Source organism: Salinivibrio sp. ML323 (assembly GCF_001995745.1).
GTDB lineage: Bacteria > Pseudomonadota > Gammaproteobacteria > Enterobacterales > Vibrionaceae > Salinivibrio > Salinivibrio kushneri.
Genome location: NZ_MUES01000006.1, coordinates 63821 through 86134 on the forward strand (window position 1 = coordinate 63821; position 22314 = coordinate 86134).

The following is a 22314-nucleotide window of genomic DNA, read 5'->3' on the forward strand; positions in this document are numbered from 1 at the left end:
CAGGTCAGATGAGCTAATAACTGTCTGATCTCACAATACAGATAACAAGAGGACTGTCACTATGGCGACAATGAAGGACGTTGCCCACATTGCCGGTGTATCTACAGCAACCGTATCACGCGCGCTGATGAACCCTGAAAAGGTCTCGGCCACAACCCGTAAAAAGGTTGAGCAAGCGGTCGTAGAAGCTGGCTATTCCCCTAACTCACTTGCGCGTAATCTACGCCGCAACGAGTCCAAAACCATCGTCGCGATTGTCCCAGATATCTGCGATCCTTACTTTAGTGAGATCATCCGTGGGATCGAAGAAGCGGCGATGGAGCACGGTTACCTGGTTTTGCTCGGCGATAGTGCCCAACAACACCACCGCGAAAACGCATTCGTCAACTTGGTGTTCACCAAGCAGGCAGACGGCATGCTACTGCTGGGCGCCGATGTGCCCTTTGATGTGAGTAAGCCCGAGCAGAAAAACCTGCCGCCGCTGGTGATGGCCTGTGAGTATGCCCCGGATCTTGAACTGCCGACGGTGCATATCGACAACCTAACTGCCGCGTTTGAGGCGGTCAATTACCTCACCCAAGTCGGCCACACCCGTATCGCCAATATTACTGGGGTACCAGAAACCGCACTGACACAATTCCGCTCGCAAGGCTATCAACAAGCGCTACAGCGCGCGGGGATTACCGTCAACCCAGCCTACAGCGTGGTGGGGGATTTCAGCTTTGCCTCGGGGGCACGGGCAATGACCAACCTACTCTCCCTGCCCGAGCCACCCACCGCCGTCTTCTGTCATTGCGACGTGATGGCCGTGGGCGCAATGCAACAAGCCAAACGCTTAGGCATGCGCGTACCGCAAGATATTTCGATTGTCGGATTTGATGACATCCAGTTCGCGGAATATTGCGATCCTCCCCTGACCACCGTCTCCCAACCTCGCTATGACATTGGTCGTCAGGCCATGTTAATGCTGCTCAACACCTTGCAAGGACGTGAAGTGAACGCAGGATCACGGCTTTTAGATGCCAAGTTAGTGATCCGTGAGAGCGTTGCCCCACCGTCTCGGTAGTAAGACTGGTCAGCACGGGTCGAAGCCAGTAACATGAACGCTTTACTGGCTTTTTGAATTTGAATATTTGCTGTGGCAACTCGTGATTACGTAAAACGTGGTAAAGCACCGCGTAAAAAAAATACCCGTCGGCAACCACCCAAAGCGCGTGCTCGTTTCCCATTAAAGTGGGCATTACTGGCTGTCTGCTTGGTTGGCGCGTTTGGCTATGGCCTGTACCTATTGAGCAACACTGACGCGCCCGCGCCTAAACCGGCAACAAACGCACAGCCTCAGCCTTCCGCGCAGAGCGATAAGGCACATCTGCCTAAAAAGCCTGAAGAAAAATGGAGTTACATCGAGGAGCTGGAGAGTAAAGAGGTGGAAGTGAAGGCCAAAGCACTGCCACAATCCACGCGTCCTTATCTGATGCAATGCGGCGCGTACCGCAGTCAAGATCAGGCGAATGAGCGTAAAGCGATCATTGCCTTTCAAGGGCTAGAAAGCCAAATCAAGATAAGCCAAGGGGAAAAAGGCACCTGGTACCGCGTGGTATTGGGTCCTTACCCGCGTAAGCGTCAAGCAGAGCGTGACCGTAATATGCTCCGACGCGCCGGAGTTGAACCTTGTGCCATTTGGTACTGGGAATAACACTGCTGCATTGTATCGGCTGGGCCAAGTCTATTCCTTGCCCAGCCTTGATTGAAATCCTCTCCTCACCCCTTGAAAAGTGATCGGTAAAGCCCAACCTCATACAGTAATCACCCATCTGGTGTACCAGACACAAAGAAAGAGGTTACCGTGACTACAATCGTCTCCGTTCGTCGCGAAGGTAAAGTGGTTATTGCTGGCGATGGCCAAGTGTCACTCGGCAATACTGTCATGAAAGGCAATGCCCGAAAAGTTCGCCGCTTGTATAACGGCCAAGTACTCGCCGGATTTGCTGGCGGCACTGCTGATGCCTTCACCTTATTTGAGCGCTTCGAGCGCAAGCTTGAATTACACCAAGGGCACCTAACCAAAGCGGCCGTTGAACTTGCTAAGGAATGGCGTACTGATCGCGCACTACGTCGATTAGAGGCCCTACTGGCCGTCGCCGATGAAACCGCCTCATTGATCATTACCGGTAACGGCGATGTGGTTGAACCAGAGCGCGACTTGATCGCCATTGGCTCTGGCGGCAACTATGCCCAAGCCGCCGCCGTTGCTATGCTTGAAAACACGGCGTTAGATGCCCGCGAGATCGCAGAGAAAGCGCTAACCATCGCCGGTGATATATGTGTGTTTACTAACCAGCAGCACACCGTTGAAGAACTCGAGAGTAAGAAACAGGATTAGTGATGTCTGAAATGACTCCACGCGAAATCGTGCATGAGCTTGACCGTCACATTATCGGTCAAGACAATGCCAAACGTGCGGTGGCGATCGCACTGCGAAACCGCTGGCGCCGAATGCAGCTTGCCGAAGAGCTGCGTGCGGAAGTCACCCCGAAAAACATCTTGATGATTGGTCCAACCGGTGTGGGTAAAACGGAGATCGCTCGCCGGTTGGCACGACTCGCGAACGCGCCTTTTATCAAGGTGGAAGCCACCAAATTCACCGAAGTGGGTTATGTAGGGAAAGAAGTAGAAACCATTATTCGCGATCTCGCGGATGTGGCGATGAACATGACCCAGCAGCAAGCGATGGAAAAGGTCAAATTCCGCGCAGAAGAACAAGCAGAAGATCGTATCCTCGATATCTTGCTGCCACCAGCACGCGACGCATGGGGCCAAAACGAGGACAGCCAAGAGGACTCTTCAACGCGGCAAAGCTTCCGTAAAAAGTTACGCGAAGGCCAGCTTGATGATAAAGAAGTGGAAGTCGATGTCGCCGCCCCACAAATGGGCGTAGAAATCATGTCGCCACCAGGCATGGAAGAGATGACCAACCAGCTGCAGAGCATGTTCCAAAACCTCGGTGGCAACAGCACCAAAAAGCGTAAGATGAAAATCAAAGACGCCATGAAAGCGCTGACCGAGGAAGAAGCCGCCAAGCTGGTTAACCAAGAAGAAATCAAAGAGCAAGCCATCCACATGGTGGAGAACAACGGTATCGTGTTCGTGGATGAAATCGATAAGATCTGTAAATCAGGCAACACCAGCGGTGGCGATGTGTCTCGCGAAGGGGTGCAACGCGATCTCTTGCCATTGGTCGAAGGCAGCACAGTGTCCACCAAGCACGGGATGATCAAAACCGACCATATCTTGTTTATCGCCTCAGGCGCTTTCCAAGTATCACGGCCGTCTGATCTGATCCCGGAATTGCAAGGCCGCTTGCCCATCCGTGTTGAGCTTGAAGCACTATCTACCGATGACTTCAAGCGGATCCTCACCGAGCCAAATGCCTCGCTCACCCAGCAATATACCGCACTGCTGAAAACCGAAGACATTGATCTGACGTTTGAGGAAAGTGGTATTGATGAGCTGGCCTCTGCCGCATGGCGTGTGAACGAGAAAACCGAAAACATCGGTGCCCGTCGTCTACATACCTTGATGGAGCGCTTGATGGAAGAGGTCTCATACGACGCCAGCGAGCGTGCCGGTCAAAGCGTCACCGTCGATGCCGATTATGTCCGCCGCCACCTCGAAGAGTTAGTTGACGACGAAGATTTGAGTCGTTTCATCCTCTAAGCGTGCGAGAGACCACAACACTAGGGCAGCAAACGCTGCCCTTTTTTGCATCAAAAGTTGAGCTAGCGCAATAGCAAGTCGGATTTCAGCCAACAATGGGTTACTCCTCTCCCCGCTTGCGCGATAATAGTGGCATCGTTTTTTCGTCTTGAGGATCGCTATGCGGCCTTCTACTCTTGCGATATGGCTGGATGCGGCGCGACCTAAAACCCTACCGCTGGCCGTTACCTCGATTTTGTCCGGCAGTGCTGTCGCCGCTTCACAAGGGAGCCTGTCATGGTCAATCAGCTTGATGGCGCTGGTGACTGCCTTATTGCTGCAGATCCTGTCTAACCTCGCGAACGACTATGGTGATGCACTAAAAGGCACGGATAACGCGACGCGTATCGGCCCCATGCGTGCCATCCAATCCGGCCATGTCAGCCTGACCACCATGCGCCGCGCGCTCATGCTCAATATTGGTTTGACCCTACTCAGTGGTGGCTCACTGATTGCGATAGCCTGCCAACAACCGACCGACATTATCAGTTTCTTGCTGCTTGGCGTGATGGCGATTGTGGCAGCCATTACCTACACCGTGGGCAACAAACCGTATGGCTATCGCGGGTTAGGGGATTTATCGGTACTGATGTTTTTTGGCTGGCTCGGGGTGGCTGGCACCTACTATTTGCAGGTCGGCCATATTGATTCTTTAATCATACTTCCTGCCACCGCTTGCGGCTTGCTGGCGGTGGGCGTATTAAACATCAACAATTTACGAGATATTGATAACGATCGCGCTTGTGGTAAGCATACCTTGGTGGTGCGTTTAGGGCCGGAGCGCGGGCGTCAGTATCACGTGATCTTGCTGGCCAGCGCCATCGTTTGTTATTCCTTGTTTGCTGCCCTTACCTTGCAAGCTTGGTTGGGTTGGTTGTTCCTCGCTGGTGTCCCATTTCTGGCGCGCCATGGGCGTGACGTCTATCAAGCCACTAATGCCAGCGCCCTGCGCCCCATGATGGGAACCATGGTGCGTTGTGCACTGATCACCAATGGCCTATTTATGACGGGTATGCTGTTGGTCTAATTAGGCCACAGATTGACCGCTTTAACATTGCAAACCCTTATGGGCTCGTTATACTTGGACTTGCCATGTTGGCAACGCTAGCTTGCCAGCCTTTTTCTGCCTCAACAAGAAGTTAGACTATGGAATATAATACCTCGGAACTATGCGACATGTACCCCGAACACGTGGATGTCGTGGAGCCAATGTTTAGCTCTTATGGGGGCCGCAGCTCGTTTGGTGGCCAAATTACCACAGTAAAATGCTTTGAGGACAATGGGTTAATTCGTGAAATGGCCGAGCAAGCCGGCGAGCAGCGAATTATGCTGATTGATGGCGGCGGTTCGTTACGTCGCGCCCTTATTGACGGCGAGATTGCGCAGCTTGCCGCTGACAACGACTGGGCTGGCATGATTGTTTACGGTTGTGTTCGTGATGTCGATACCATCGATGAAATCGATATCGGCATTCAAGCACTGGCTTCGATTCCAGTGGGGACTGATGAGCAAGGTATCGGTGAAACGGATGTCCCCGTCAACTTTGGCGGCGTCACTTTCTTGCCCGATGATCACGTTTATGCCGACACCACTGGCGTGATCCTTTCACCGGATGCGCTGACCATGGCAGACGAAGACTTCGACGATGCGGAAGACGACTGACTCGTCGTCTGATACCGAATAGCAAAACAGAGCCAATTGGCTCTGTTTTTGTTTATTCAACGTTCTCAATCTTACCTAACAAGCTCCGAATGCGCTCTTGCCATGCTTGCTGCTCATCGCGCAGTTTGGCGTTCTCCTGCTCAAGCTGCTCACGGCGCTCTTTTTCCGCGGCGGCATCTTGCTCTAGTGAGCCGTTCGTTTCTTTGAGTTCTTCGATTTCCATTTGTAGCAGCGAAATGGTATCCACCGCCATTTGTACTTTCGCTTCGAGTTGTTCTAATACTTCCAATGACATCAAGGCCACCTTATTTCTGACGATTGATCCCGTTACTGCCTCATGCGCAGCAACCCGTGCAACGGAACGTGCACCCCGGCTTTATTGTACTCAGGTGATACCAGACTGCCACTGTTCTCGCTACCTGCTCGCGTACAAGTGCGCAAAAAAGCAGCGCCTTTTGTCATCCCCCTTCCGGATGAGACAAAAACGCGCGCCCCGACTCCACGCAAACGTTTTCTCTTTCTGGTAGACTTGCGCGCAAATTGGGCTAAGGCCCGTCTTAGTGTGGCTGACATTTCCGGAGTACTGATGAAACGTGATCTCGCATTGGCATTCTCGCGCGTAACCGAAGGCGCAGCATTGGCTGGGTACAAATGGCTGGGACGTGGAGACAAGAACGCGGCCGATGGTGCGGCGGTTGAAGTAATGCGCACCCTGCTTAACCTCACCGATATCGACGGTGAAATCGTGATAGGGGAAGGTGAAATCGATGATGCCCCCATGCTCTACATTGGCGAACAGGTTGGTTTAGGCGGCGATGCGGTCGATATCGCCGTTGACCCGATTGAGGGCACGCGAATGACAGCCATGGGGCAAGCCAACGCATTGGCAGTCCTCGCCGCTGGCGAGAAAGGCAGCTTTTTAAAAGCCCCTGATATGTACATGGAAAAACTGGTGGTCGGCCCCGGTGCCAAAGGGGCGATTGACCTCAATAAGCCTTTGCTCGACAACCTCGAAAACGTCGCGATAGCGTTGGGTAAACCACTCGACAGCTTGGTGGTCGCCACCTTGGCCAAACCGCGTCATGATGAAATCATTGCCAGCATGCAGGCCAAAGGGATCCGTGTCTTTGCCTTCCCCGATGGGGATGTGGCGGCCTCTATTCTCACCTGTATGCCAGAAAGTGAAGTCGATGTGATGGTTGGCATTGGCGGTGCGCCAGAAGGTGTGGTATCCGCGGCCGTGATCCGGGCCCTGGGCGGCGATATGCAAGGACGATTGCTACCACGTCACGACGTGAAAGGGGATACCCCAGACAACCGCTTGCTCGGTGAACAAGAAATGACACGATGTGCGCAAATGGGGATTGCCGCTCATCAGGTGTTGACGCTATCGGACATGGCCAGCAGTGATAATGTGGTATTCGCGGCGACTGGGATCACCAAGGGCGATCTGCTCGATGGCATTACCCGACACGGGGATTTAGCCACCACAGAAACCTTGGTGGTACGCGGGCAATGCCGCACCATTCGTCGGATCCGTTCGACCCATTATTTAAGTCGCAAAGATACGGCGATCAAACCGCACATCCTGTAACCCCAGTGGCCGTGAATACGGCCCTAGACTGGTCAAGCCCGTCGATTTCGATTATCCTTTTATAAAGAGTTTACTTTATTTATTTGCGACGACACGATTGGGGTAATCGAAATCGAATCATGAAGTCCACTGACCGCATTCTACACACCATCAAACGCGAAGGCAGCGTAAGTGCGAAATTCTTGGCCGATCAGCTCGGCATGACCACCATGGGCGTACGTCAGCATTTGCAAAGCTTAGAGCGCGATGGCTTGGTCGACTTTGAGGATATCCGCGCTAAAGTGGGCAGACCTTCTCGTCATTGGTCCCTAACCGCCCAGGGTCATCGGCGGTTTGCCGACAGCCACCATGATTTATCGGTTACCCTTATCGATTCCGTGCAAAACGTGTTTGGCGAGCAAGGTGTTGCCGATGTCATTGCCCAACGTGAAGCCGCCACCTTTGCCCAATATCAAGACGCGCTCAAAGATTGCGATAATTTAGAGGCTAAATTGCAAACCTTGACGTATCTTAGAGAGAGCGAGGGATATATGGCCGAGCTTCATCAAGACGGCACCGACTATATACTGATTGAACATCACTGCCCTATCTGTCATGCAGCAAAGTCCTGTCCGGCGTTATGCCGCTCAGAAATCCAGTTATTCCGCCACCTGCTCGGTGAGGCCTATCGGGTCGAACGCGAAGAGCACATTGTCTCTGGACAGCACCGCTGCACATATCGTATTGGAGAAAAGACCTGAGGAGGTAATATGGCCACTTGGATTAAGGCTGAGGTCGTGGAGAACCAACATTGGACAAAGGATCTCTTCAGCCTGGTGTTATCCGCCCCTGTCGAGCCGTTTAAGGCAGGCCAATTCACAAAACTCGGCATGGAGATCGATGGCAAGTTGATCCAGCGTGCCTACTCGTTCGTGAATCCTCCACAAAGTAAATATTTAGAAGTTTATGCCACCCGTGTCGCCGACGGGTTAATGTCACCCCGCCTCCACGCGCTTGAGCCGGGTGACAACGTGATGATTACGCAAGATCCGGCTGGCTACTTTACCCTCGATGAAGTGCCGCAAGGCCAACACCTTTGGATGTTTGCCACTGGGACGGCAATCGGCCCGTACATCTCACTCATGGAACAAGGCGATCTGTGGTCACGTTTTCGTAAAGTGATATTGGTGCATGCCGTACGCTTCGCCGCCGATTTAACCTATCAAGCACGCATTAACGCGCTGCAAGAAAAGTATCCCGATCAGTTGGTGGTTCAACCTTTCGTCAGCCGCGAGCCAACCGCGGGCGCGCTCTCTGGACGCGTGACCCACGCACTGGAAGATGGGCTACTTGAGCGGGTAGTGGGTCTGCCCCTCACGCCTGAACACAGCCAAGTGATGCTGTGTGGCAACCCGGCCATGGTCAAAGAAGTGAAAACACTCTTAGAAGGTAAAGGACTGAGCAAAAACCTGCGCCGTAAACCAGGCAACGTGACCACCGAGCACTACTGGTAAGCCGCTCCCCTGCTTTGCTGACAAGCATACGGTAAAGCAGGGCATTTTTATCGACGAGAATTAATCACAAAAACCCATTCGGATTCAGTCGATTGCCCCCGCCTCCGTCTGCATCCTCATTCAGGCCGCCAATATAGCCAGACATCGCTTATTTGATCCCCTCCAGCCTCCGGCTCATAGTTAAATTAACGCTTTGGTAACACGATCAGATGATCGGCGGCGTGTAAGGAGTAAGCGATGAAGACCCTACCCTCTTTCGATGAGTTGGCGGCACTGGCTGAGTCAGACCCACACGCATTAGAAGCATTGAGGCTTAGTATGAGTGAAGATGTCATCGCCAATGCATCTTACGCCACCCAACCTCAGCTACATGCGATGTTAAGCCATATCAATCGAATGATAGATCATGGTAAGAACCCATTACACGTCAATATGCTGTTGTTCCAAGCACTGACGCGCCAGTATTCGCGCTTTGCCACCGCGTTTACCGCACCCGATGAACTATGCCGTCATCAAGCGGACATTATGGACTTTCGCGTTGGGCAGGCCGCGAAAAAAGGCGCGACAAAAGGATCGGACCGTCCCACTTAGTCACCCTTGTGTGAGAGCCCTACCCCCGCATAAGTGCGCTACATCGCGCGCGTGGTCCCCACCCACTTACGGTAGCTACTGGTATCCATATCACGGACGTCTACCGTAAGACTACTGACGTGCCCGGCATGCTCACGCAGCGGCACGGTCAACGCATCACTGATCGCTTCTTTTTGCTGGGTACTGCGCCCCGCGAGTAACCGAAATTCAACATGAACAAACTCACTGCGATCTGCCTGTGCCCCCACACGCCAAACACCGCACGGTACCGCGCGTGATTTTAAGGCCTCGGGGTCGAAGCTGCCGGTAGCAATCGCAGCATGGTGTAAGTCATCCACCAGTTGATCAATATTGACGCGCTCGGCCAATGCGTCTGTGTATTCCATTACCAGATGGGGCATAAAACCTCCCTCCATTAAACACGCCCACGCGTATAGTGCCGAAAGTCTTGCCTTACCACGAGCGCGACTGTCACACTTTTGTCGATACCCGCCTGCCCTTATGATGAAAATTTACTACCTAAGGTTCCCTTTTTGGCCTAAAACGGGTAAAAACGAAAGCATTCTCGCCATTCTATGATTTTAAACAGAGAAGGCCGCGCTACAATAGACTACCTTCTTTACATCTTTTGACTTCAAATCAACTAAACCGCGGAGGAATTCCTATGCGCCGTCCATTGGTAATGGGTAACTGGAAACTCAATGGCAGCAAAGCCATGGTCACTGAACTGCTTAACGGCCTTAACGCTGAACTGAAAGGCGTTGAAGGCGTCGATGTGGCCGTTGCGCCACCAGTGATGTATTTGGCACAAGCTGAGCAACTGCTGGCTGATAGCGCGATTAAACTCGGTACGCAAAACGTCGATACACACAACAGCGGCGCATTCACCGGTGATATCTCTGCAGAGATGCTGAAAGACTTTGGTGCGACCCATATCATTATCGGCCACTCAGAGCGTCGCGAGTATCATCAAGAGTCTGACGAATTTGTCGCGCAGAAATTTGCTTTCTTGAAAGAAAACGGCCTCACGCCTGTGTTGTGTATCGGTGAGTCTGACGCGCAAAACGAAGCGGGTGAAACTCTCGCGGTATGCGCACGTCAGCTTGACGCTGTAATCCAATCACAAGGGGTTGAAGCCTTGAACGATGCCGTGATCGCCTATGAGCCAATCTGGGCAATTGGCACCGGTAAAGCGGCGACCGCGCAGCAAGCACAAGATATCCATGCAGCGATCCGCAAGCATATTGCGTCTTATAGTGAAGACGTGGCAAGCAAAGTCGTGATTCAATATGGTGGTTCTGTGAAAGCCGGCAACGCCGCTGAGCTGTTTGCAATGCCAGACATCGACGGCGCGCTCGTTGGCGGTGCCGCGCTTGACGCTGCTGGCTTTGCGGCGATTGCTAAAGCCGCGGCAGAAGCGAAAAAAGCGTAAATTACGCGCCGAAGACATGAAAGATCCACGCCCTCAGCCATCGCTGGGGGCGTTTTTTATTGCGCGCCATTAAAACCAAACTGCCGCCACGCTTCATACCCAATAATCGCCACGGCATTAGACAGGTTAAGGCTACGTGCCTCTGGCTGCATTGGAATGCGTAACCGCTGCGCGTCTGGTAATGCTTGGATCAACGCATCGGGTAAGCCGCGCGTTTCTGGCCCAAACAACAACACATCACCGTCCGCAAACGTCGCCTCAGTGTGAAACTGGGTGGCTTTGGTGGTACACGCAAAGATCCGCCGGCCGGCCATCGCTTTTGCAAACGCCGTGTAGTCCTGATGACGTGTCACACGCGCCAAATCATGATAATCCAATCCCGCGCGACGGACTTTCTTCTCGTCAAGATCAAAACCCAACGGCTCAATCAGATGTAAGTGCGCGCCGCAATTGGCACACAGGCGAATAATGTTGCCCGTATTCGGTGCAATTTCAGGCTCATAGAGCGCAATATCAAACATGGCAGTAACCTGCAAAATCCAGCAAAGGCGGTATTGTCGCAACCGCTTGTGGATTGCGCAATATTAACCACATGGCCAGTATAAACACACCGCTAGCCCACCTTGTGGACGGTTGGATGCGTTAACCTGCCCACCGTGCTGTTGAATCGCTTGTGCGGTAATCGCCAGTCCCAATCCTGAGCCGCCACTGTGGCGATCGCGCGCGGCCGATACCCGGTAAAACGGGCGGAAAATGTCTTTTAACATGCTCTCTGGCACCCCAGGCCCATCATCAACAACCGAGAGGCAGAGCTGTCCCGCGTCTCGTTCCACCGTGATGTGAACGTGTTGGCCGGCATAGTGAATGGCATTGCGTAATACGTTATCTAAGGCACTACGCGCCAGGCGCACATTGACGGTCAGCATGGCATCTGGGATCCCCTTGCTGGTGACCTGCTTACCCTGTTGACCGGCTTCAAACTGGGCATCCTCTATCACTGTTTGCCACAAGGCATCAGCACTGATTCTTTCTCGCGCCAGGTGGCCTTGGGATTGTAAGCGTGACAAAGTGAGTAACTCGCTGATCAACGCCTCAAGTTGGCTCGCTTCGCGTTCAATTCTCGCTAACGCCTCGCTATCGCCCAGCTCACGCGCAGCGAGGGCCCGCGCCATTTGCAAACGCGTGAGCGGTGAGCGTAATTCATGAGAAATATCTGAGACCAGCTGTTGTTGTCCGGTCACCATCTGATTAAGCGCGGTCACCATTTGGTTAAAGCCCTGCCCCGCGTCGCGAAACTCCCTCGGGCCTTGCTCAAGATCAGAGTCTGTCACTAACTCCCCGTGGGCCACCCGTTGACTGGCCGCCTGAAAGCGCCTGGCCGGGCGCGTTAAGGTATACGCTAACCACAATAATAAAGGTGTGCTCACCAACATGGTGACACCTAATAGATGCTCCGGCTTTTCCAATATTTTCAGGACAAAGGGCAGTCTGGGCTGCCAGCGTCTGGCGTGATAAAAACGCCCCGACGCATCGGAGGTCTGGACCGGAAACGGCCCCGCGAACATGTGGCGATGATAGAGGCGTTGCAAAGGCTCGGCAGTGTCTGACGTTCGTGACATAAAGTGGCGTAACTCGCGAGGAAGCGCGTCGAGCGGTGCGCTGTCAGGCACCCAGTAGAGCTTGTACGGTGTGCGGCGGTGTCCGCGATATTGATGTTGCCGTGCCACCAGCACAGAGAGCGGTACCTCTCGGCGCTGCGCGATGGCCATCAATTTCTCAATCTGACTTTGTATGCGCGCTTTTTCGACGGATGAGATCGCATGTAAGCTACGCGGGTCACCACGCTGTGCCCACATCACTGCCGCGAGCACCACCAGCAAAGTGAGCCAAAAAATAATAAAAACCCGACCATAAAGGCTGCCAAGAAAGGGTAATCGCGCCCAACGTTCACCGATACGCTGCCGCAGCGCTATTAATCGACCCATAAGTAACCTTTCCCGCGCAATGTTTTGATCCTTGGCTTACCATCAAGGCGCTCGGGCAGCTTCTTGCGTAAGTTGGAGATATGCACATCGACCGCCCGATCAAACGGCATTAAGCGCTTGCCCAGTACCTGTTCGCTGAGCAAGGATTTACTCACCACTTCGCCAGGGTGATGAAGTAAACAGGCGAGCATTTCGGTTTCCATCCCCGTTAGCTCCACGGGCCTGTCTTGACATAGGGTTTCTAACCGGCGTGGGTAGACCCGCACGTCATGGTGGGCGAGGACAGGCTCCTCGTCCGATTGCGTCGGTTCAACGCCATCTCCCTGCGTCCGGCGTAAAATGGCACGCATTCGGGCAAGCAGTTCACGATCACTAAAGGGTTTAGCCAAATAGTCGTCCGCGCCTAATTCTAGTCCCATCACACGATCCACTTCCTCACCTCGCGCAGTGAGCATCAAAATCGCCACGTTGGAGGTCGCGCGTAGCTGGCGCAAGGTTTCCATCCCGTTGAGTACTGGCATCATCACATCCAGCAAAATGATATCGGGCGGGGACGCATTTGCCATCTCCACCCCCACTTGGCCGTTATCCGCGCAGCGCACCGCAAATCCCTCCAAAGACAGTAGTTCGCTCAGAAGGTCCGTTAACGCTGTGTCATCATCGATGATTAAAACCTGATACATGCTTTTACACTCACTCCCAAGGTGGCGTGTTTGTGACACCCAACAGGGTGTATTTCTATCATAGCGGCTCACACACATGCGTGACTTTACCCATCTTTACACCCAATAACGTCACTTTACATCCCAGTCCGTAGGCTAACAGGGTAAACATTCCAATTAGGAGAGAGATGATGAAACGCTTTACGATTGGCTTAGCACTTGCGGCAGTGACCCTTCCCACCTTGGCTGCCCCGCACTTTAGTGGTGGCATGGACCGCAGTCTGTGGCGTGATCTGGATTTGACCGCTGAGCAAAAGACGCAGCTTGAAGCATTGCGAGATGACTATCGCGCCCAGCGTCAACAAGCACGAAGCGACTTCCATACCAATATGCATACACTGCTTACCCAAGAGACGTTCGATGAAGCAGCGGTGCGCGACCTATTGTCGTCTCAGTCACAACCTAATCTTGAGCGACGCGTTAGTCATGCCCGCCATCAGCATGCGATGTTACAAGTGCTGACCGCTGAGCAACAGAGCGCCTTTTTTGATGCGATGACGGAAAAGCGGGCGCAACGCGGCCACGGTCACCGTGGTAAAGGGGAGAATCGTCAACCGGGTCAAAAAGGTGACTGTTGGCGCTAAACCTGCGCCGTGTCATACGTTTGCCGTCAATGGCATATATACTGAGGGCAGTGTTAATTAACCGACTGCCCTCTGTATGACAAAAAAGTATGCGTTTTGGGTTGAAGCCGCGGCGTGGGCAGCCACCTGTGTGGCGACCCTTCTCCTGTTAGCCAAACTCATCGCGTGGTGGCTCACCGGCTCGGTCAGTGTGCTGGCCTCGTTTGTTGACTCATTGCTCGATTTGCTCGCCTCGCTCACCAACTTGCTCGTGGTGCGCTATGCAGTACAACCGGCAGATAGCGAACACAGTTTTGGCCACGGTAAAGCCGAATCACTGGCCGCCTTGGCGCAATCCACCTTCATTATTGGCTCCGCCTCCTTCTTGCTGCTCAGTGGACTCGAACGTTTGTTCAAGCCTGTACCGATTGCCGCCCCTGAACTGGGGATTATGGTCAGTGTCGGTGCCACCGTGATCACCCTCGGCTTGGTGCTGTTTCAAAAGTGGGTGATCCGCAAAACCGCCAGCCCCGCCATCGCCGCCGATGCCCTTCATTATCAATCTGATTTATTAATGAACGTCGCGATTATTATTGCCCTTGGACTGAGTTGGTACGGCTGGACACACGCCGATGCCTGGTTTGCGATTGCCATCAGCCTGTTTATCTTATCGCAAGCGCTTAAAATGGCTTATGAGGCCATCCAATCACTACTCGATAGGCAATTACCGCTTGAAGAGCAAGAAAAAATTGCCGTGCTCTCCAGCTCAGTGGTTGGGGTGCACGGCATTCATCAATTACGCACACGTCAGGCGGGGATGACAAAGTTTATCCAATTACACATAGAGCTGGATGACGAGCTACCCTTAGTGGATGCACATACTATCGCCGATGAAGTGGAAGATAGGTTGCTCGTCGCCTTTCCCGGGGCAGATGTGATCATCCATCAAGATCCCAAATCCGTGGTGCCAAAAGAGGCAAAGGCGTGAGAGGTAACCTGAACAAAAGCTCATCGGGCTGACATGTATCAACTTTTTTTCTATAGCAATTGTAATACTATTACAGAAGTAGGAAAATTACAGTTTAAGCGATCGTCATTGCGGGTTCACTGGGGCAAGCAGGTTGCCATTACCGCAATCGGCACGAATTAAGTGACGAACAGTTAGAGGGTAACCCATGGTTAGAAAAATTGGTGTTTTGACCAGTGGCGGTGATGCGCCAGGTATGAACGCAGCGATTCGCGGTGTGGTTCGCAGCGCGCTCAGCGAAGGCTTAGAAGTATGTGGTATTTATGATGGCTTTCTCGGCCTGCATCAAAACCGTATTGAACGCCTCAACCGCACCAGTGTTTCCGACGTGATTAACCGCGGCGGGACATTTTTAGGTTCGGCACGTTTTCCTGAGTTTGCCGACGAAAAAGTCCGTGAGCAAGCGATTCAGAACCTGAAGATGCACGGTATCGACGCCTTGGTCGTCATTGGTGGTGATGGCTCATTCATGGGGGCAAAGAAACTGACCGAAATGGGTTACCCCTGTATTGGCCTGCCGGGCACCATTGATAATGATGTTGCGGGGACGGACTACACCATCGGCTATATGACGGCGATGAACACGGTGATTGACGCCATTGACCGCCTGCGCGACACCTCATCTTCTCACCAGCGTATCTCTATTGTTGAGGTGATGGGACGCCATTGTGGTGACTTAACCTTGATGGCTTCGATTGCCGGTGGCTGTGAATACATCATCACCCCAGAGATCGGCTTGGATAAAGACAAGCTTCTCGCCAAAGTGAAAGAAGGCATCTACAAAGGTAAGAAACACGCGATTATCGCGATCACTGAGCTGATGACCGACGCGAATGAACTCGCGAAGTTCATCGAGACAGAAACTGGCCGCGAAACACGCGCGACCATTCTTGGTCATATTCAACGTGGTGGCCAGCCCGGCGCCTTTGACCGCATTCTTGCCTCGCGCATGGGCGCTTACGCCGTTGACCTTCTGCAACAAGGTGAAGGGGGACGCTGTGTCGGTATTCAGAATGACAAAATGGTGCACCATGACATCGTTGATGCGATTGAAAACATGAAGCGCCCATTCCGCGATGACTTATACGAAGTCGCTGAAAAGCTGTTCTAACTCGCGGCGAAGCTTTCATCTATTGCCAAAACGGAGCCGAGGGCTCCGTTTTTCGTTCTGACCCCACACTTGAGTCGGCGCATTATCCCGTCACTCTAGAAAACAATACTCGCGCTTGTGCAATCCGCACTTATGCAAGCCGCGATTATGCAATCCGCGATTATGCAATCCGCGCTTATGCAAGCCGCATCATATCCCGTCTCCCGAGATAAATGTCTTGTGCGAGCCATTAAATTCTTGATCCATATCCAGCGATGGCATGTGCGAGCTGGGTCGACCTACGATCTTTGCCGGTACGCCAGCCACCGTGGTATGAGGCGGTACGGGGTTAAGCACCACAGAGCAAGAGCCAATTTTCGCGCCTTCACCGATATCAATATTACCCAGTATTTTCGCCCCTGCACCAATCATCACCCCAGTGCGGATCTTCGGATGGCGGTCGCCGCCCTCTTTGCCGGTGCCGCCCAAGGTGACATCTTGGAGAATAGACACATTGTCTTCAATGACCGCGGTTTCACCAATAACAATACCCGTGGCGTGGTCAAACATAATGCCACGACCAATACAGGCCGCTGGATGAACGTCCACTTGGCTGGTCACCGAAATTTGGTTTTGTAAGTAAGTGGCTAACTCTTTGCGTCCTTGACGCCATAGCCAGTTGGCAACCCGAAAGCCTTGCAACGCATGAAAGCCTTTCAAGTATAAAAGTGGCGTTGAATACAATTCGACAGCCGGATCGCGCTCAACGGTGGCACAAATATCACACGCCGCGGATTCCGCGACACAAGCATCATTGGCATAGACTTCTTCTATCACCTCTCGCACCGCCATTGAAGGCATCGAGGGCGTGGAAAGCTTGTTGGCGAGAATATAGCTCAGTGCGCTGGCTAAATTGTCGTGCTTAATAATGGTGGCGTGGTAAAAACTCGCCAACATCGGCTCACGCTCTGAATGCTCACGCGCTTCTTTTTTCACTGCTTGCCAGACACGATCTTGTTGGCATTGTTTTTTGGCCTGATTCACTGCCTTCATCCTTATCCCAAATGATCTACCACTCAGGCGACAACACCGCCCCACGCCAGTGTATAAAAAAAACGCGCGGTTCTCACCCCGCGCGTTATTCTCTTTGTCTTTGCTGTTATTCGGACTTTTTGTCTCGTGCCAGCAAATCGCGCGCAGCATGGTGGGCCAGTTTGCCTTGATACAGCACTTGATAAATCTGCTCAACAATCGGCATCTCAACCCCCGCACGCTGGGCCAGTGCCCATACTTCTTTGGTGTTGCGATACCCTTCGACTACTTGGCCGATGTTGTCTTGGGCACCTTGCACATCTTCACCTTGGCCTAATGCCAGGCCAAAGCGACGGTTACGTGATTGGTTATCGGTGCAGGTCAGCACCAAATCCCCTAATCCCGCCATCCCCATAAAGGTATCTCGAGAGGCGCCCAGTGCTTCACCCAGCCGGGTCATTTCGGCAAGCCCGCGGGTAATCAATGCCGTCCGTGCGTTGGCGCCAAAGCCAATGCCATCGGAAATCCCTGCCCCAATCGCAATCACATTTTTCACCGCGCCGCCAAGCTGCATACCGATAAAATCATGATTGCCATACACACGGAAGCTGTGTTGGCAATGAATGGTTTCTTGTAAATCACTCACGAACTCTGTATCGGGCGAGGCCACCGAAATCGCGGTCGGCATGCCCGCGGCAAGTTCTTTGGCAAACGTAGGGCCAGATAACACCGCGAGCGGAATATCGTCACCCAATTGTTCCCGCGCCACCTCTTGCAATAAGCGCCCGGTTTCCGGTTCTAGGCCTTTGGTCGCCCAACATATGCGAGAGTCGGCCCGTAAGTGAGGGCGCACCTGGCTCAGTACATCAGCAAACACATGGCTGGGAACGACCACAAGCAAATCGCGACTGGCATTAACCGCAACAGAAAGATCCGCACAGAGCACTAATGAGTCTGGAAACGCCACATCGGGAAGAAACGCTTGGTTGGCGCGATCAATTTCTAGCTGCGCGACATGACTCGGATCGTGCCCCCATAACACCACGTTAGCGCCGTTTCTGGCCAACGAGATCGCCAGCGCTGTCCCGTAAGAGCCAGCGCCCAGAACCGTAATCGCTGCGTCTTGAGTGGGAGCAAGATCTGTCATCATCACACCTTACGCTTGCGCGTCTTCTTCGCTAGATGCTTCGCCTGCCTGCTGCTGCAGGTAGTTCATGAACAAGGCATCAAAGTTAACCGGTGCCAGGTTTAGCTGCGGGAAGGTCCCTTTCACAACGAGGCTAGAAATGGTTTCACGCGCATAAGGGAAAAGAATGTTAGGACAGAACGCGCCCAGGCAATGTGCCAATTGAGGCGATTCCATGCCTGACACAGAGAAAATACCACCCTGCTGCACTTCACAAAGGAAGGCATTACTTTCTTGGTTTTTCACCGTCACGGTCAAACGCAAGATCACTTCATAGATGCCTTCACCCAACTCGCGGCTTTGCGTATCCAAATCGAGGTTAACGTCTGGCGCCCAATCTTGCTGGAACACTTCTGGAGAGTTTGGCGCTTCAAAAGACACGTCCTTGAGAAAAACGCGTTGAATGGCAAAATTTTGCTCGGCTTGTTGGTTGTTTTCGGCTTCAGCCATGATGGTTCGTCCTTATTTAAAAAATTGCAAATGCGCCTGGCACATTAAAAAATGCGAGCCACCGCGTCATGCGGTCGCTCGAGAATTGAGTGAAGGATCACTTTTTCTTTTTGCTTTTGCCCTTGCCGCTTTTGGCGCGAACAAGTGGCATTTTGGCATCGTTCCAAGAGGTCAAACCGTCTTTGAGAATATACACGGATTCGAAGCCCGCTTTCGCCAGTTGATTGGCACTGTCAGTCGCCGTTTGACCAGTTTTACATACCACGATAATGGGGTCATTTTTGTGTTTTTCAAGTTCACCAAACGACTGTGATTTGATTTCGCTCGGTAACACATTAAGCGCACCCGTGATGTGACCAGCGCGAAATTCATCGTGGCTACGAATGTCGACAAACACCCCATTCTCTCGGTTGTTAAGGATCGCCGCGTCATTAGGACCGACCACTTTGTAGGCAGCCGTTTTTTGTTTAATCAGCGACATCAGTAAAGCGGCCGCCAAACCCACCCAGACAAGGGTGAGAATCATGTTGTTGGAGACAAAATCAATATATTCCTGCATAACCTTTGCTCTATACTGCTTGCTTGTCTCGCCAAAGGCGAGAGTCCATCAAGGGTGAAAATAGTGTCGAGTATAACCTGCTCGCCATGGTTTTACAGCCTGCCGAGACGAAATCGCGCGTTTGCTCACTCATACGCACGTCCACGCGTTTTCACCTTCCGCTCAATAACTTGAAAAGAAAGAAGGTTTCATCAATCGCAGAAATTGAGCCAAGCCATTCGCGCACAGCGGCGATCTTCGCCATAATGAGGGGAGTCAAGGGTCGAAGGCAAGTGAACCAAGGCTTGCTGGTTAACTTGTCAGCTGGGATAATTGATCTTAGCCTACATATCAGCCCGTAAAATGTTGTAAAATTACGCACACACTGAGTCCTGAAGCTAGCCATGAATCTGGCTCCATGCCTCAGTGGTTGCTCCATGACATCCAATGTCATTGGCATCCAATGTCAGTCTTTTGCTTGAATTAAGAGGACGTAACATGTCTGCGAAAAAACCACTTGCACTGGTGATTCTCGATGGCTGGGGCTATCGCGACCCTCAAAGTGATAACGCGATTACCAACGCCAACACGCCTGTGATCGATAGCCTCATGGCCGATAACAGCACACTGATTTCAGCGTCCGGTTTCGATGTGGGTCTGCCTGATGGACAAATGGGTAACTCAGAAGTTGGCCATGTCAACATCGGCGCTGGCCGCGTGGTTTACCAAGACTTGACCCGTATTGCCAAATCCATTGCGGACGGTGAGTTTAATCAAACGCCCGCACTGACCGCCGCTGTTGATAAAGCCGTCGATAAGGGCAAAGCCGTGCACATCATGGGCCTGATGTCGCCAGGCGGTGTGCACAGCCATGAAGATCATATTGCCGCCATGGTTGAACTGGCCGCAGAGCGTGGCGCCGATCAGATTTATCTACACTGCTTCCTGGATGGCCGTGATACGCCGCCACGCAGTGCAAAAGCATCGCTAGAGCGCTTCGATGCCCTGTTTGAAAAGCTGGGTAAAGGCCGTACCGCATCACTGGTTGGTCGCTACTACGCCATGGACCGTGACAACAACTGGGACCGTGTCGAGCGCGCCTATGACTTGCTCACCCAAGCGCAAGGTGAATTCACTGCGACCAGCGCCGTAGAAGGCTTGGAAGCGGCTTACGCACGTGAAGAAAATGATGAGTTCGTCGCCCCGACGGAAATTTACCGTGACGGTGACAACAAAGCGACCATCAACGATGGCGATGCGGTCGTTTTCATGAACTTCCGAGCCGACCGTGCCCGTCAAATGACGCGTGCCTTTATGCCGGATTTCGATGGCTTTACGCGTAAAAAATACGCCGAGCTGTCTGACTTTGTGATGCTGACAGAATATGCAGCCGACATCGATACCACGGTGGCCTTCCCACCTGAAAGCCTCTCCAACACCCTTGGCGAGTGGCTATCAAAAAATGGTAAAACTCAGCTGCGTATCTCTGAAACCGAGAAGTACGCACACGTGACTTTCTTCTTCAACGGCGGTATCGAGACCGTGTTTGAAGGCGAAGAGCGTGCCTTGGTCGCCTCACCGAAAGTCGCTACCTACGATCTGCAACCAGAAATGAGTTCAGAAGAGCTGACCGACAAGCTCGTTGATGCGATTAAGTCTGGTAAGTTCGATATGATCATCTGTAACTATCCAAACGGTGACATGGTGGGCCACACTGGGGTGTATGACGCGGCAGTTCAAGCTTGTGAAGCTGTCGATCATTGCATCGGCCGTGTCTTGGAAGCCATCAAAGAAGTCGATGGTCAGATGCTGATCACCGCCGACCACGGTAACGCTGAGATGATGGTCAACGAAGAGACCGGTGGTGCGTATACCGCACACACCAACTTGCCAGTGCCACTGATGTATGTGGGTAGCAAACCAGTGACCTTGAAAGAGGGCGGTAAGCTGTCTGATCTGGCACCGACCATGCTGGCATTGACCGGTATGGAGATTCCTGAAGAGATGACTGGCAAGCCACTGTTCGATCTGAAATAATCCCCCTATGCGGGAAAAACGAACACGCTTACGCCAAACCCTCCGCGCCAGTGCATTATGCACTGGCGTTTTTCTCTGCCTGTTGATTGGCTCAGCCAATGCCAACTCTGAGCTAGAGGGAGTGAGCGATGAAATTGCACGCCAGCAATCGCAATTGGCGGCGCATAATAAAAAGCTCAATGCGTTACAAAGCGATCTAAAAGCACAGTCGACACGCATTGATACCCTGTCTAAAAAAACACGACAAGCCCAGCAAACCCTGCAGCAGACTGATACTCAAATCACGCGCCTCAGCAAAAAACAAGCGCGACTCAAACAAGAGATGATTGCCCAGCAGGCACAGTTGGCCGAATTGATCGATGCTCAATATCGCCAAGGCGAGCATGATCAGCTTAAACGTCTGCTTAGCCAAGAGTCACCCGCGAAACTTGACCGCCTCACAAAGTACGCTGAGGTACTTGCAAGCACCATGCGGGAGGCGATCGAGTCACTAGCTGCGACTCGCACCGATTACCAACTCACGGCCCATCAGCTCAAACAGCAACGTGATAAGCAGGCGAGCTTGGTCGCAGAGTTAACCGAGAAAAAACAAGCGTTGGAACGGGAGCAAGCCTCGCAAAGCCAAACCGCGAAAAAAATCCGGGCCAAAATTGCCAGCGACAATGCTTATTTAGCTGAACTCAAGGCCAATAAGCAACGGCTGCAAGAGCAGATCGCCGCGGCCGCGCGGCGTGCGCAAGTAAAAATGGCGGGCATTGGCAAGGCCAAAGGCAAACTTCACTGGCCCACCCAAGGGAAGCTGCTCCATCGTTTTGGCGAGCGCCAATCCGGTGAGGTGTCATGGAATGGTATCGTGATTGGTGCCAAGCGCGGTACCGAGGTCAAAGCCGCCCATGCCGGTAAAGTGGTGCTGTCGAGTTGGTTGCGTGGCTATGGCCTGTTGATTGCCGTCGATCACGGTAAAGGGGACATGACCTTGTATGGCTACAACCAAGCCTTGCTCAAAGATGTGGGCGATACGGTGACCGCCGGGGAAGCTATCGCCTTGGTGGGCGACAGCGGTGGCCAATCCACCCCTTCTCTGTATTTCGAAATTCGCCGCAAAGGCAACACCACCAACCCCATCCCTTGGCTGGATTAAACACGCCCACCGGGT

24 protein-coding genes and 1 pseudogene are annotated in these 22314 nt (G+C 52.8%); 16 read left to right on the forward strand and 9 right to left on the reverse strand.

The features are described 5' to 3' along the window. Positions 1 to 55 precede the first annotated feature (55 nt). The 6 genes and pseudogenes from cytR to rraA all read left to right on the forward strand — a co-directional run. Positions 56 to 1066: pseudogene (cytR, locus tag BZG13_RS06075) on the forward strand (DNA-binding transcriptional regulator CytR); the annotation flags it as partial. A 72-nt stretch (positions 1067 to 1138) separates the two neighbouring features. After that, complete coding sequence (locus tag BZG13_RS06080) at positions 1139 to 1696, forward strand: SPOR domain-containing protein (protein WP_069361882.1); 558 nt, start codon at positions 1139 to 1141, stop codon at positions 1694 to 1696. Positions 1697 to 1846: 150 nt separating this feature from the next. Next, entirely contained in the window at positions 1847 to 2383 is a 537-nt protein-coding gene (hslV, locus tag BZG13_RS06085; protein ID WP_069361883.1) for an ATP-dependent protease subunit HslV, read from the forward strand. Positions 2384 to 2385: 2 nt separating this feature from the next. After that, complete coding sequence (hslU, locus tag BZG13_RS06090) at positions 2386 to 3717, forward strand: HslU--HslV peptidase ATPase subunit (RefSeq protein WP_069361884.1); 1332 nt, start codon at positions 2386 to 2388, stop codon at positions 3715 to 3717. Between the two features lie 160 nt (positions 3718 to 3877). Further along, a complete protein-coding gene (locus tag BZG13_RS06095) occupies positions 3878 to 4783 on the forward strand; it encodes a 1,4-dihydroxy-2-naphthoate polyprenyltransferase (protein ID WP_077485824.1) in 906 nt (301 codons plus the stop codon). A gap of 119 nt (positions 4784 to 4902) precedes the next feature. Further along, positions 4903 to 5418 (forward strand): ribonuclease E activity regulator RraA, encoded by a 516-nt coding sequence (gene rraA / locus BZG13_RS06100; protein WP_077485826.1) that lies wholly within the window; start codon positions 4903 to 4905, stop codon positions 5416 to 5418. A 52-nt stretch (positions 5419 to 5470) separates the two neighbouring features. On the opposite strand, the gene zapB is transcribed toward rraA, so the two are convergent. After that, the gene (gene zapB, locus BZG13_RS06105) at positions 5471 to 5713 is read right to left on the reverse strand and encodes a cell division protein ZapB (protein WP_077485828.1); all 243 of its coding nucleotides are present in this window, start codon (positions 5711 to 5713) and stop codon (positions 5471 to 5473) included. 291 nt (positions 5714 to 6004) lie between these two features. On the opposite strand from zapB, the gene glpX reads away from it, so the two are divergent. The 4 genes from glpX to BZG13_RS06125 all read left to right on the forward strand — a co-directional run bounded on the left by glpX (position 6005) and on the right by BZG13_RS06125 (position 9096). Beyond that, complete coding sequence (glpX, locus tag BZG13_RS06110) at positions 6005 to 7012, forward strand: class II fructose-bisphosphatase (protein WP_077485830.1); 1008 nt, start codon at positions 6005 to 6007, stop codon at positions 7010 to 7012. A 119-nt stretch (positions 7013 to 7131) separates the two neighbouring features. Then, a complete protein-coding gene (locus BZG13_RS06115; protein ID WP_077485832.1) occupies positions 7132 to 7752 on the forward strand; it encodes a helix-turn-helix transcriptional regulator in 621 nt (206 codons plus the stop codon). Between the two features lie 9 nt (positions 7753 to 7761). Further along, positions 7762 to 8505 (forward strand): ferredoxin--NADP reductase, encoded by a 744-nt coding sequence (locus BZG13_RS06120; RefSeq protein ID WP_077485834.1) that lies wholly within the window; start codon positions 7762 to 7764, stop codon positions 8503 to 8505. 237 nt (positions 8506 to 8742) lie between these two features. Beyond that, a complete protein-coding gene (locus BZG13_RS06125; protein WP_077485836.1) occupies positions 8743 to 9096 on the forward strand; it encodes a DUF3135 domain-containing protein in 354 nt (117 codons plus the stop codon). 38 nt (positions 9097 to 9134) lie between these two features. On the opposite strand, the gene BZG13_RS06130 is transcribed toward BZG13_RS06125, so the two are convergent. Continuing rightward, positions 9135 to 9497: a 5-carboxymethyl-2-hydroxymuconate Delta-isomerase gene (locus tag BZG13_RS06130; RefSeq protein ID WP_077485838.1), complete on the reverse strand. Its 363-nt coding sequence runs from the start codon at positions 9495 to 9497 to the stop codon at positions 9135 to 9137. Between the two features lie 263 nt (positions 9498 to 9760). Between BZG13_RS06130 and tpiA the strand changes: the two genes are divergently transcribed. Next, entirely contained in the window at positions 9761 to 10528 is a 768-nt protein-coding gene (gene tpiA, locus BZG13_RS06135) for a triose-phosphate isomerase (RefSeq protein WP_069361893.1), read from the forward strand. A gap of 56 nt (positions 10529 to 10584) precedes the next feature. Here tpiA and BZG13_RS06140 read toward each other — a convergent pair whose 3' ends face one another. The 3 genes from BZG13_RS06140 to BZG13_RS06150 all read right to left on the reverse strand — a co-directional run bounded on the left by BZG13_RS06140 (position 10585) and on the right by BZG13_RS06150 (position 13196). Then, positions 10585 to 11049, reverse strand: a complete 465-nt coding sequence (locus BZG13_RS06140) for a tRNA (cytidine(34)-2'-O)-methyltransferase (protein WP_077459035.1) — start codon at positions 11047 to 11049, stop codon at positions 10585 to 10587. Between the two features lie 63 nt (positions 11050 to 11112). Continuing rightward, positions 11113 to 12513, reverse strand: coding sequence for an envelope stress sensor histidine kinase CpxA (gene cpxA / locus BZG13_RS06145; protein ID WP_077485840.1), 1401 nt, complete (start codon positions 12511 to 12513; stop codon positions 11113 to 11115). Next, the gene (locus tag BZG13_RS06150) at positions 12501 to 13196 is read right to left on the reverse strand and encodes a response regulator (protein WP_077485842.1); all 696 of its coding nucleotides are present in this window, start codon (positions 13194 to 13196) and stop codon (positions 12501 to 12503) included. The genes cpxA and BZG13_RS06150 overlap by 13 nt, the downstream gene beginning before the upstream one ends. A 167-nt stretch (positions 13197 to 13363) precedes the next feature. Here BZG13_RS06150 and BZG13_RS06155 point away from each other — a divergent pair, with 167 nt between their 5' ends. From BZG13_RS06155 to pfkA, 3 genes are all read left to right on the forward strand, one after another. Further along, positions 13364 to 13819, forward strand: coding sequence for a Spy/CpxP family protein refolding chaperone (locus BZG13_RS06155; RefSeq protein WP_077485844.1), 456 nt, complete (start codon positions 13364 to 13366; stop codon positions 13817 to 13819). Positions 13820 to 13895: 76 nt separating this feature from the next. Continuing rightward, positions 13896 to 14786, forward strand: coding sequence for a CDF family cation-efflux transporter FieF (gene fieF / locus BZG13_RS06160; protein ID WP_069361898.1), 891 nt, complete (start codon positions 13896 to 13898; stop codon positions 14784 to 14786). A 187-nt stretch (positions 14787 to 14973) separates the two neighbouring features. Next, entirely contained in the window at positions 14974 to 15936 is a 963-nt protein-coding gene (gene pfkA / locus BZG13_RS06165; protein WP_069361899.1) for a 6-phosphofructokinase, read from the forward strand. Positions 15937 to 16125: 189 nt separating this feature from the next. Here pfkA and cysE read toward each other — a convergent pair whose 3' ends face one another. The 4 genes from cysE to BZG13_RS06185 form a co-directional block, all read right to left on the reverse strand. Further along, on the reverse strand, positions 16126 to 16959 hold the full coding sequence (gene cysE, locus BZG13_RS06170) for a serine O-acetyltransferase (protein WP_231637427.1): 834 nt from the start codon (positions 16957 to 16959) through the stop codon (positions 16126 to 16128). Positions 16960 to 17074: 115 nt separating this feature from the next. Then, positions 17075 to 18094 carry an NAD(P)H-dependent glycerol-3-phosphate dehydrogenase gene (gpsA, locus tag BZG13_RS06175; protein WP_077485845.1) on the reverse strand — a complete coding sequence of 340 codons (1020 nt, stop codon included), beginning with the start codon at positions 18092 to 18094 and terminating at the stop codon, positions 17075 to 17077. A 9-nt stretch (positions 18095 to 18103) separates the two neighbouring features. Then, positions 18104 to 18583: a protein-export chaperone SecB gene (secB, locus tag BZG13_RS06180; protein ID WP_069361901.1), complete on the reverse strand. Its 480-nt coding sequence runs from the start codon at positions 18581 to 18583 to the stop codon at positions 18104 to 18106. A gap of 97 nt (positions 18584 to 18680) precedes the next feature. Next, entirely contained in the window at positions 18681 to 19142 is a 462-nt protein-coding gene (locus BZG13_RS06185; protein WP_069361902.1) for a rhodanese-like domain-containing protein, read from the reverse strand. Between the two features lie 477 nt (positions 19143 to 19619). Between BZG13_RS06185 and gpmM the strand changes: the two genes are divergently transcribed. Then, positions 19620 to 21158, forward strand: coding sequence for a 2,3-bisphosphoglycerate-independent phosphoglycerate mutase (gene gpmM, locus BZG13_RS06195; protein ID WP_077485849.1), 1539 nt, complete (start codon positions 19620 to 19622; stop codon positions 21156 to 21158). A 7-nt stretch (positions 21159 to 21165) separates the two neighbouring features. Next, a complete protein-coding gene (locus BZG13_RS06200) occupies positions 21166 to 22299 on the forward strand; it encodes a peptidoglycan DD-metalloendopeptidase family protein (RefSeq protein WP_077485851.1) in 1134 nt (377 codons plus the stop codon). Positions 22300 to 22314 lie beyond the last annotated feature (15 nt).

Coding starts and splice junctions, on each gene's coding strand:
- hslU (WP_069361884.1), top strand. CDS start 2,386: ATGTCTGAAATGACTCCACGCGAAATCGTGCATGAGCTTGACCGTCAC.
- BZG13_RS06095 (WP_077485824.1), top strand. CDS start 3,878: ATGCGGCCTTCTACTCTTGCGATATGGCTGGATGCGGCGCGACCTAAA.
- rraA (WP_077485826.1), top strand. CDS start 4,903: ATGGAATATAATACCTCGGAACTATGCGACATGTACCCCGAACACGTG.
- zapB (WP_077485828.1), bottom strand. CDS start 5,713: ATGTCATTGGAAGTATTAGAACAACTCGAAGCGAAAGTACAAATGGCG.
- glpX (WP_077485830.1), top strand. CDS start 6,005: ATGAAACGTGATCTCGCATTGGCATTCTCGCGCGTAACCGAAGGCGCA.
- BZG13_RS06115 (WP_077485832.1), top strand. CDS start 7,132: ATGAAGTCCACTGACCGCATTCTACACACCATCAAACGCGAAGGCAGC.
- BZG13_RS06120 (WP_077485834.1), top strand. CDS start 7,762: ATGGCCACTTGGATTAAGGCTGAGGTCGTGGAGAACCAACATTGGACA.
- BZG13_RS06125 (WP_077485836.1), top strand. CDS start 8,743: ATGAAGACCCTACCCTCTTTCGATGAGTTGGCGGCACTGGCTGAGTCA.
- BZG13_RS06130 (WP_077485838.1), bottom strand. CDS start 9,497: ATGCCCCATCTGGTAATGGAATACACAGACGCATTGGCCGAGCGCGTC.
- tpiA (WP_069361893.1), top strand. CDS start 9,761: ATGCGCCGTCCATTGGTAATGGGTAACTGGAAACTCAATGGCAGCAAA.
- BZG13_RS06140 (WP_077459035.1), bottom strand. CDS start 11,049: ATGTTTGATATTGCGCTCTATGAGCCTGAAATTGCACCGAATACGGGC.
- cpxA (WP_077485840.1), bottom strand. CDS start 12,513: ATGGGTCGATTAATAGCGCTGCGGCAGCGTATCGGTGAACGTTGGGCG.
- BZG13_RS06150 (WP_077485842.1), bottom strand. CDS start 13,196: ATGTATCAGGTTTTAATCATCGATGATGACACAGCGTTAACGGACCTT.
- BZG13_RS06155 (WP_077485844.1), top strand. CDS start 13,364: ATGATGAAACGCTTTACGATTGGCTTAGCACTTGCGGCAGTGACCCTT.
- fieF (WP_069361898.1), top strand. CDS start 13,896: ATGACAAAAAAGTATGCGTTTTGGGTTGAAGCCGCGGCGTGGGCAGCC.
- pfkA (WP_069361899.1), top strand. CDS start 14,974: ATGGTTAGAAAAATTGGTGTTTTGACCAGTGGCGGTGATGCGCCAGGT.
- gpsA (WP_077485845.1), bottom strand. CDS start 18,094: ATGACAGATCTTGCTCCCACTCAAGACGCAGCGATTACGGTTCTGGGC.
- secB (WP_069361901.1), bottom strand. CDS start 18,583: ATGGCTGAAGCCGAAAACAACCAACAAGCCGAGCAAAATTTTGCCATT.
- BZG13_RS06185 (WP_069361902.1), bottom strand. CDS start 19,142: ATGCAGGAATATATTGATTTTGTCTCCAACAACATGATTCTCACCCTT.
- gpmM (WP_077485849.1), top strand. CDS start 19,620: ATGTCTGCGAAAAAACCACTTGCACTGGTGATTCTCGATGGCTGGGGC.
- BZG13_RS06200 (WP_077485851.1), top strand. CDS start 21,166: ATGCGGGAAAAACGAACACGCTTACGCCAAACCCTCCGCGCCAGTGCA.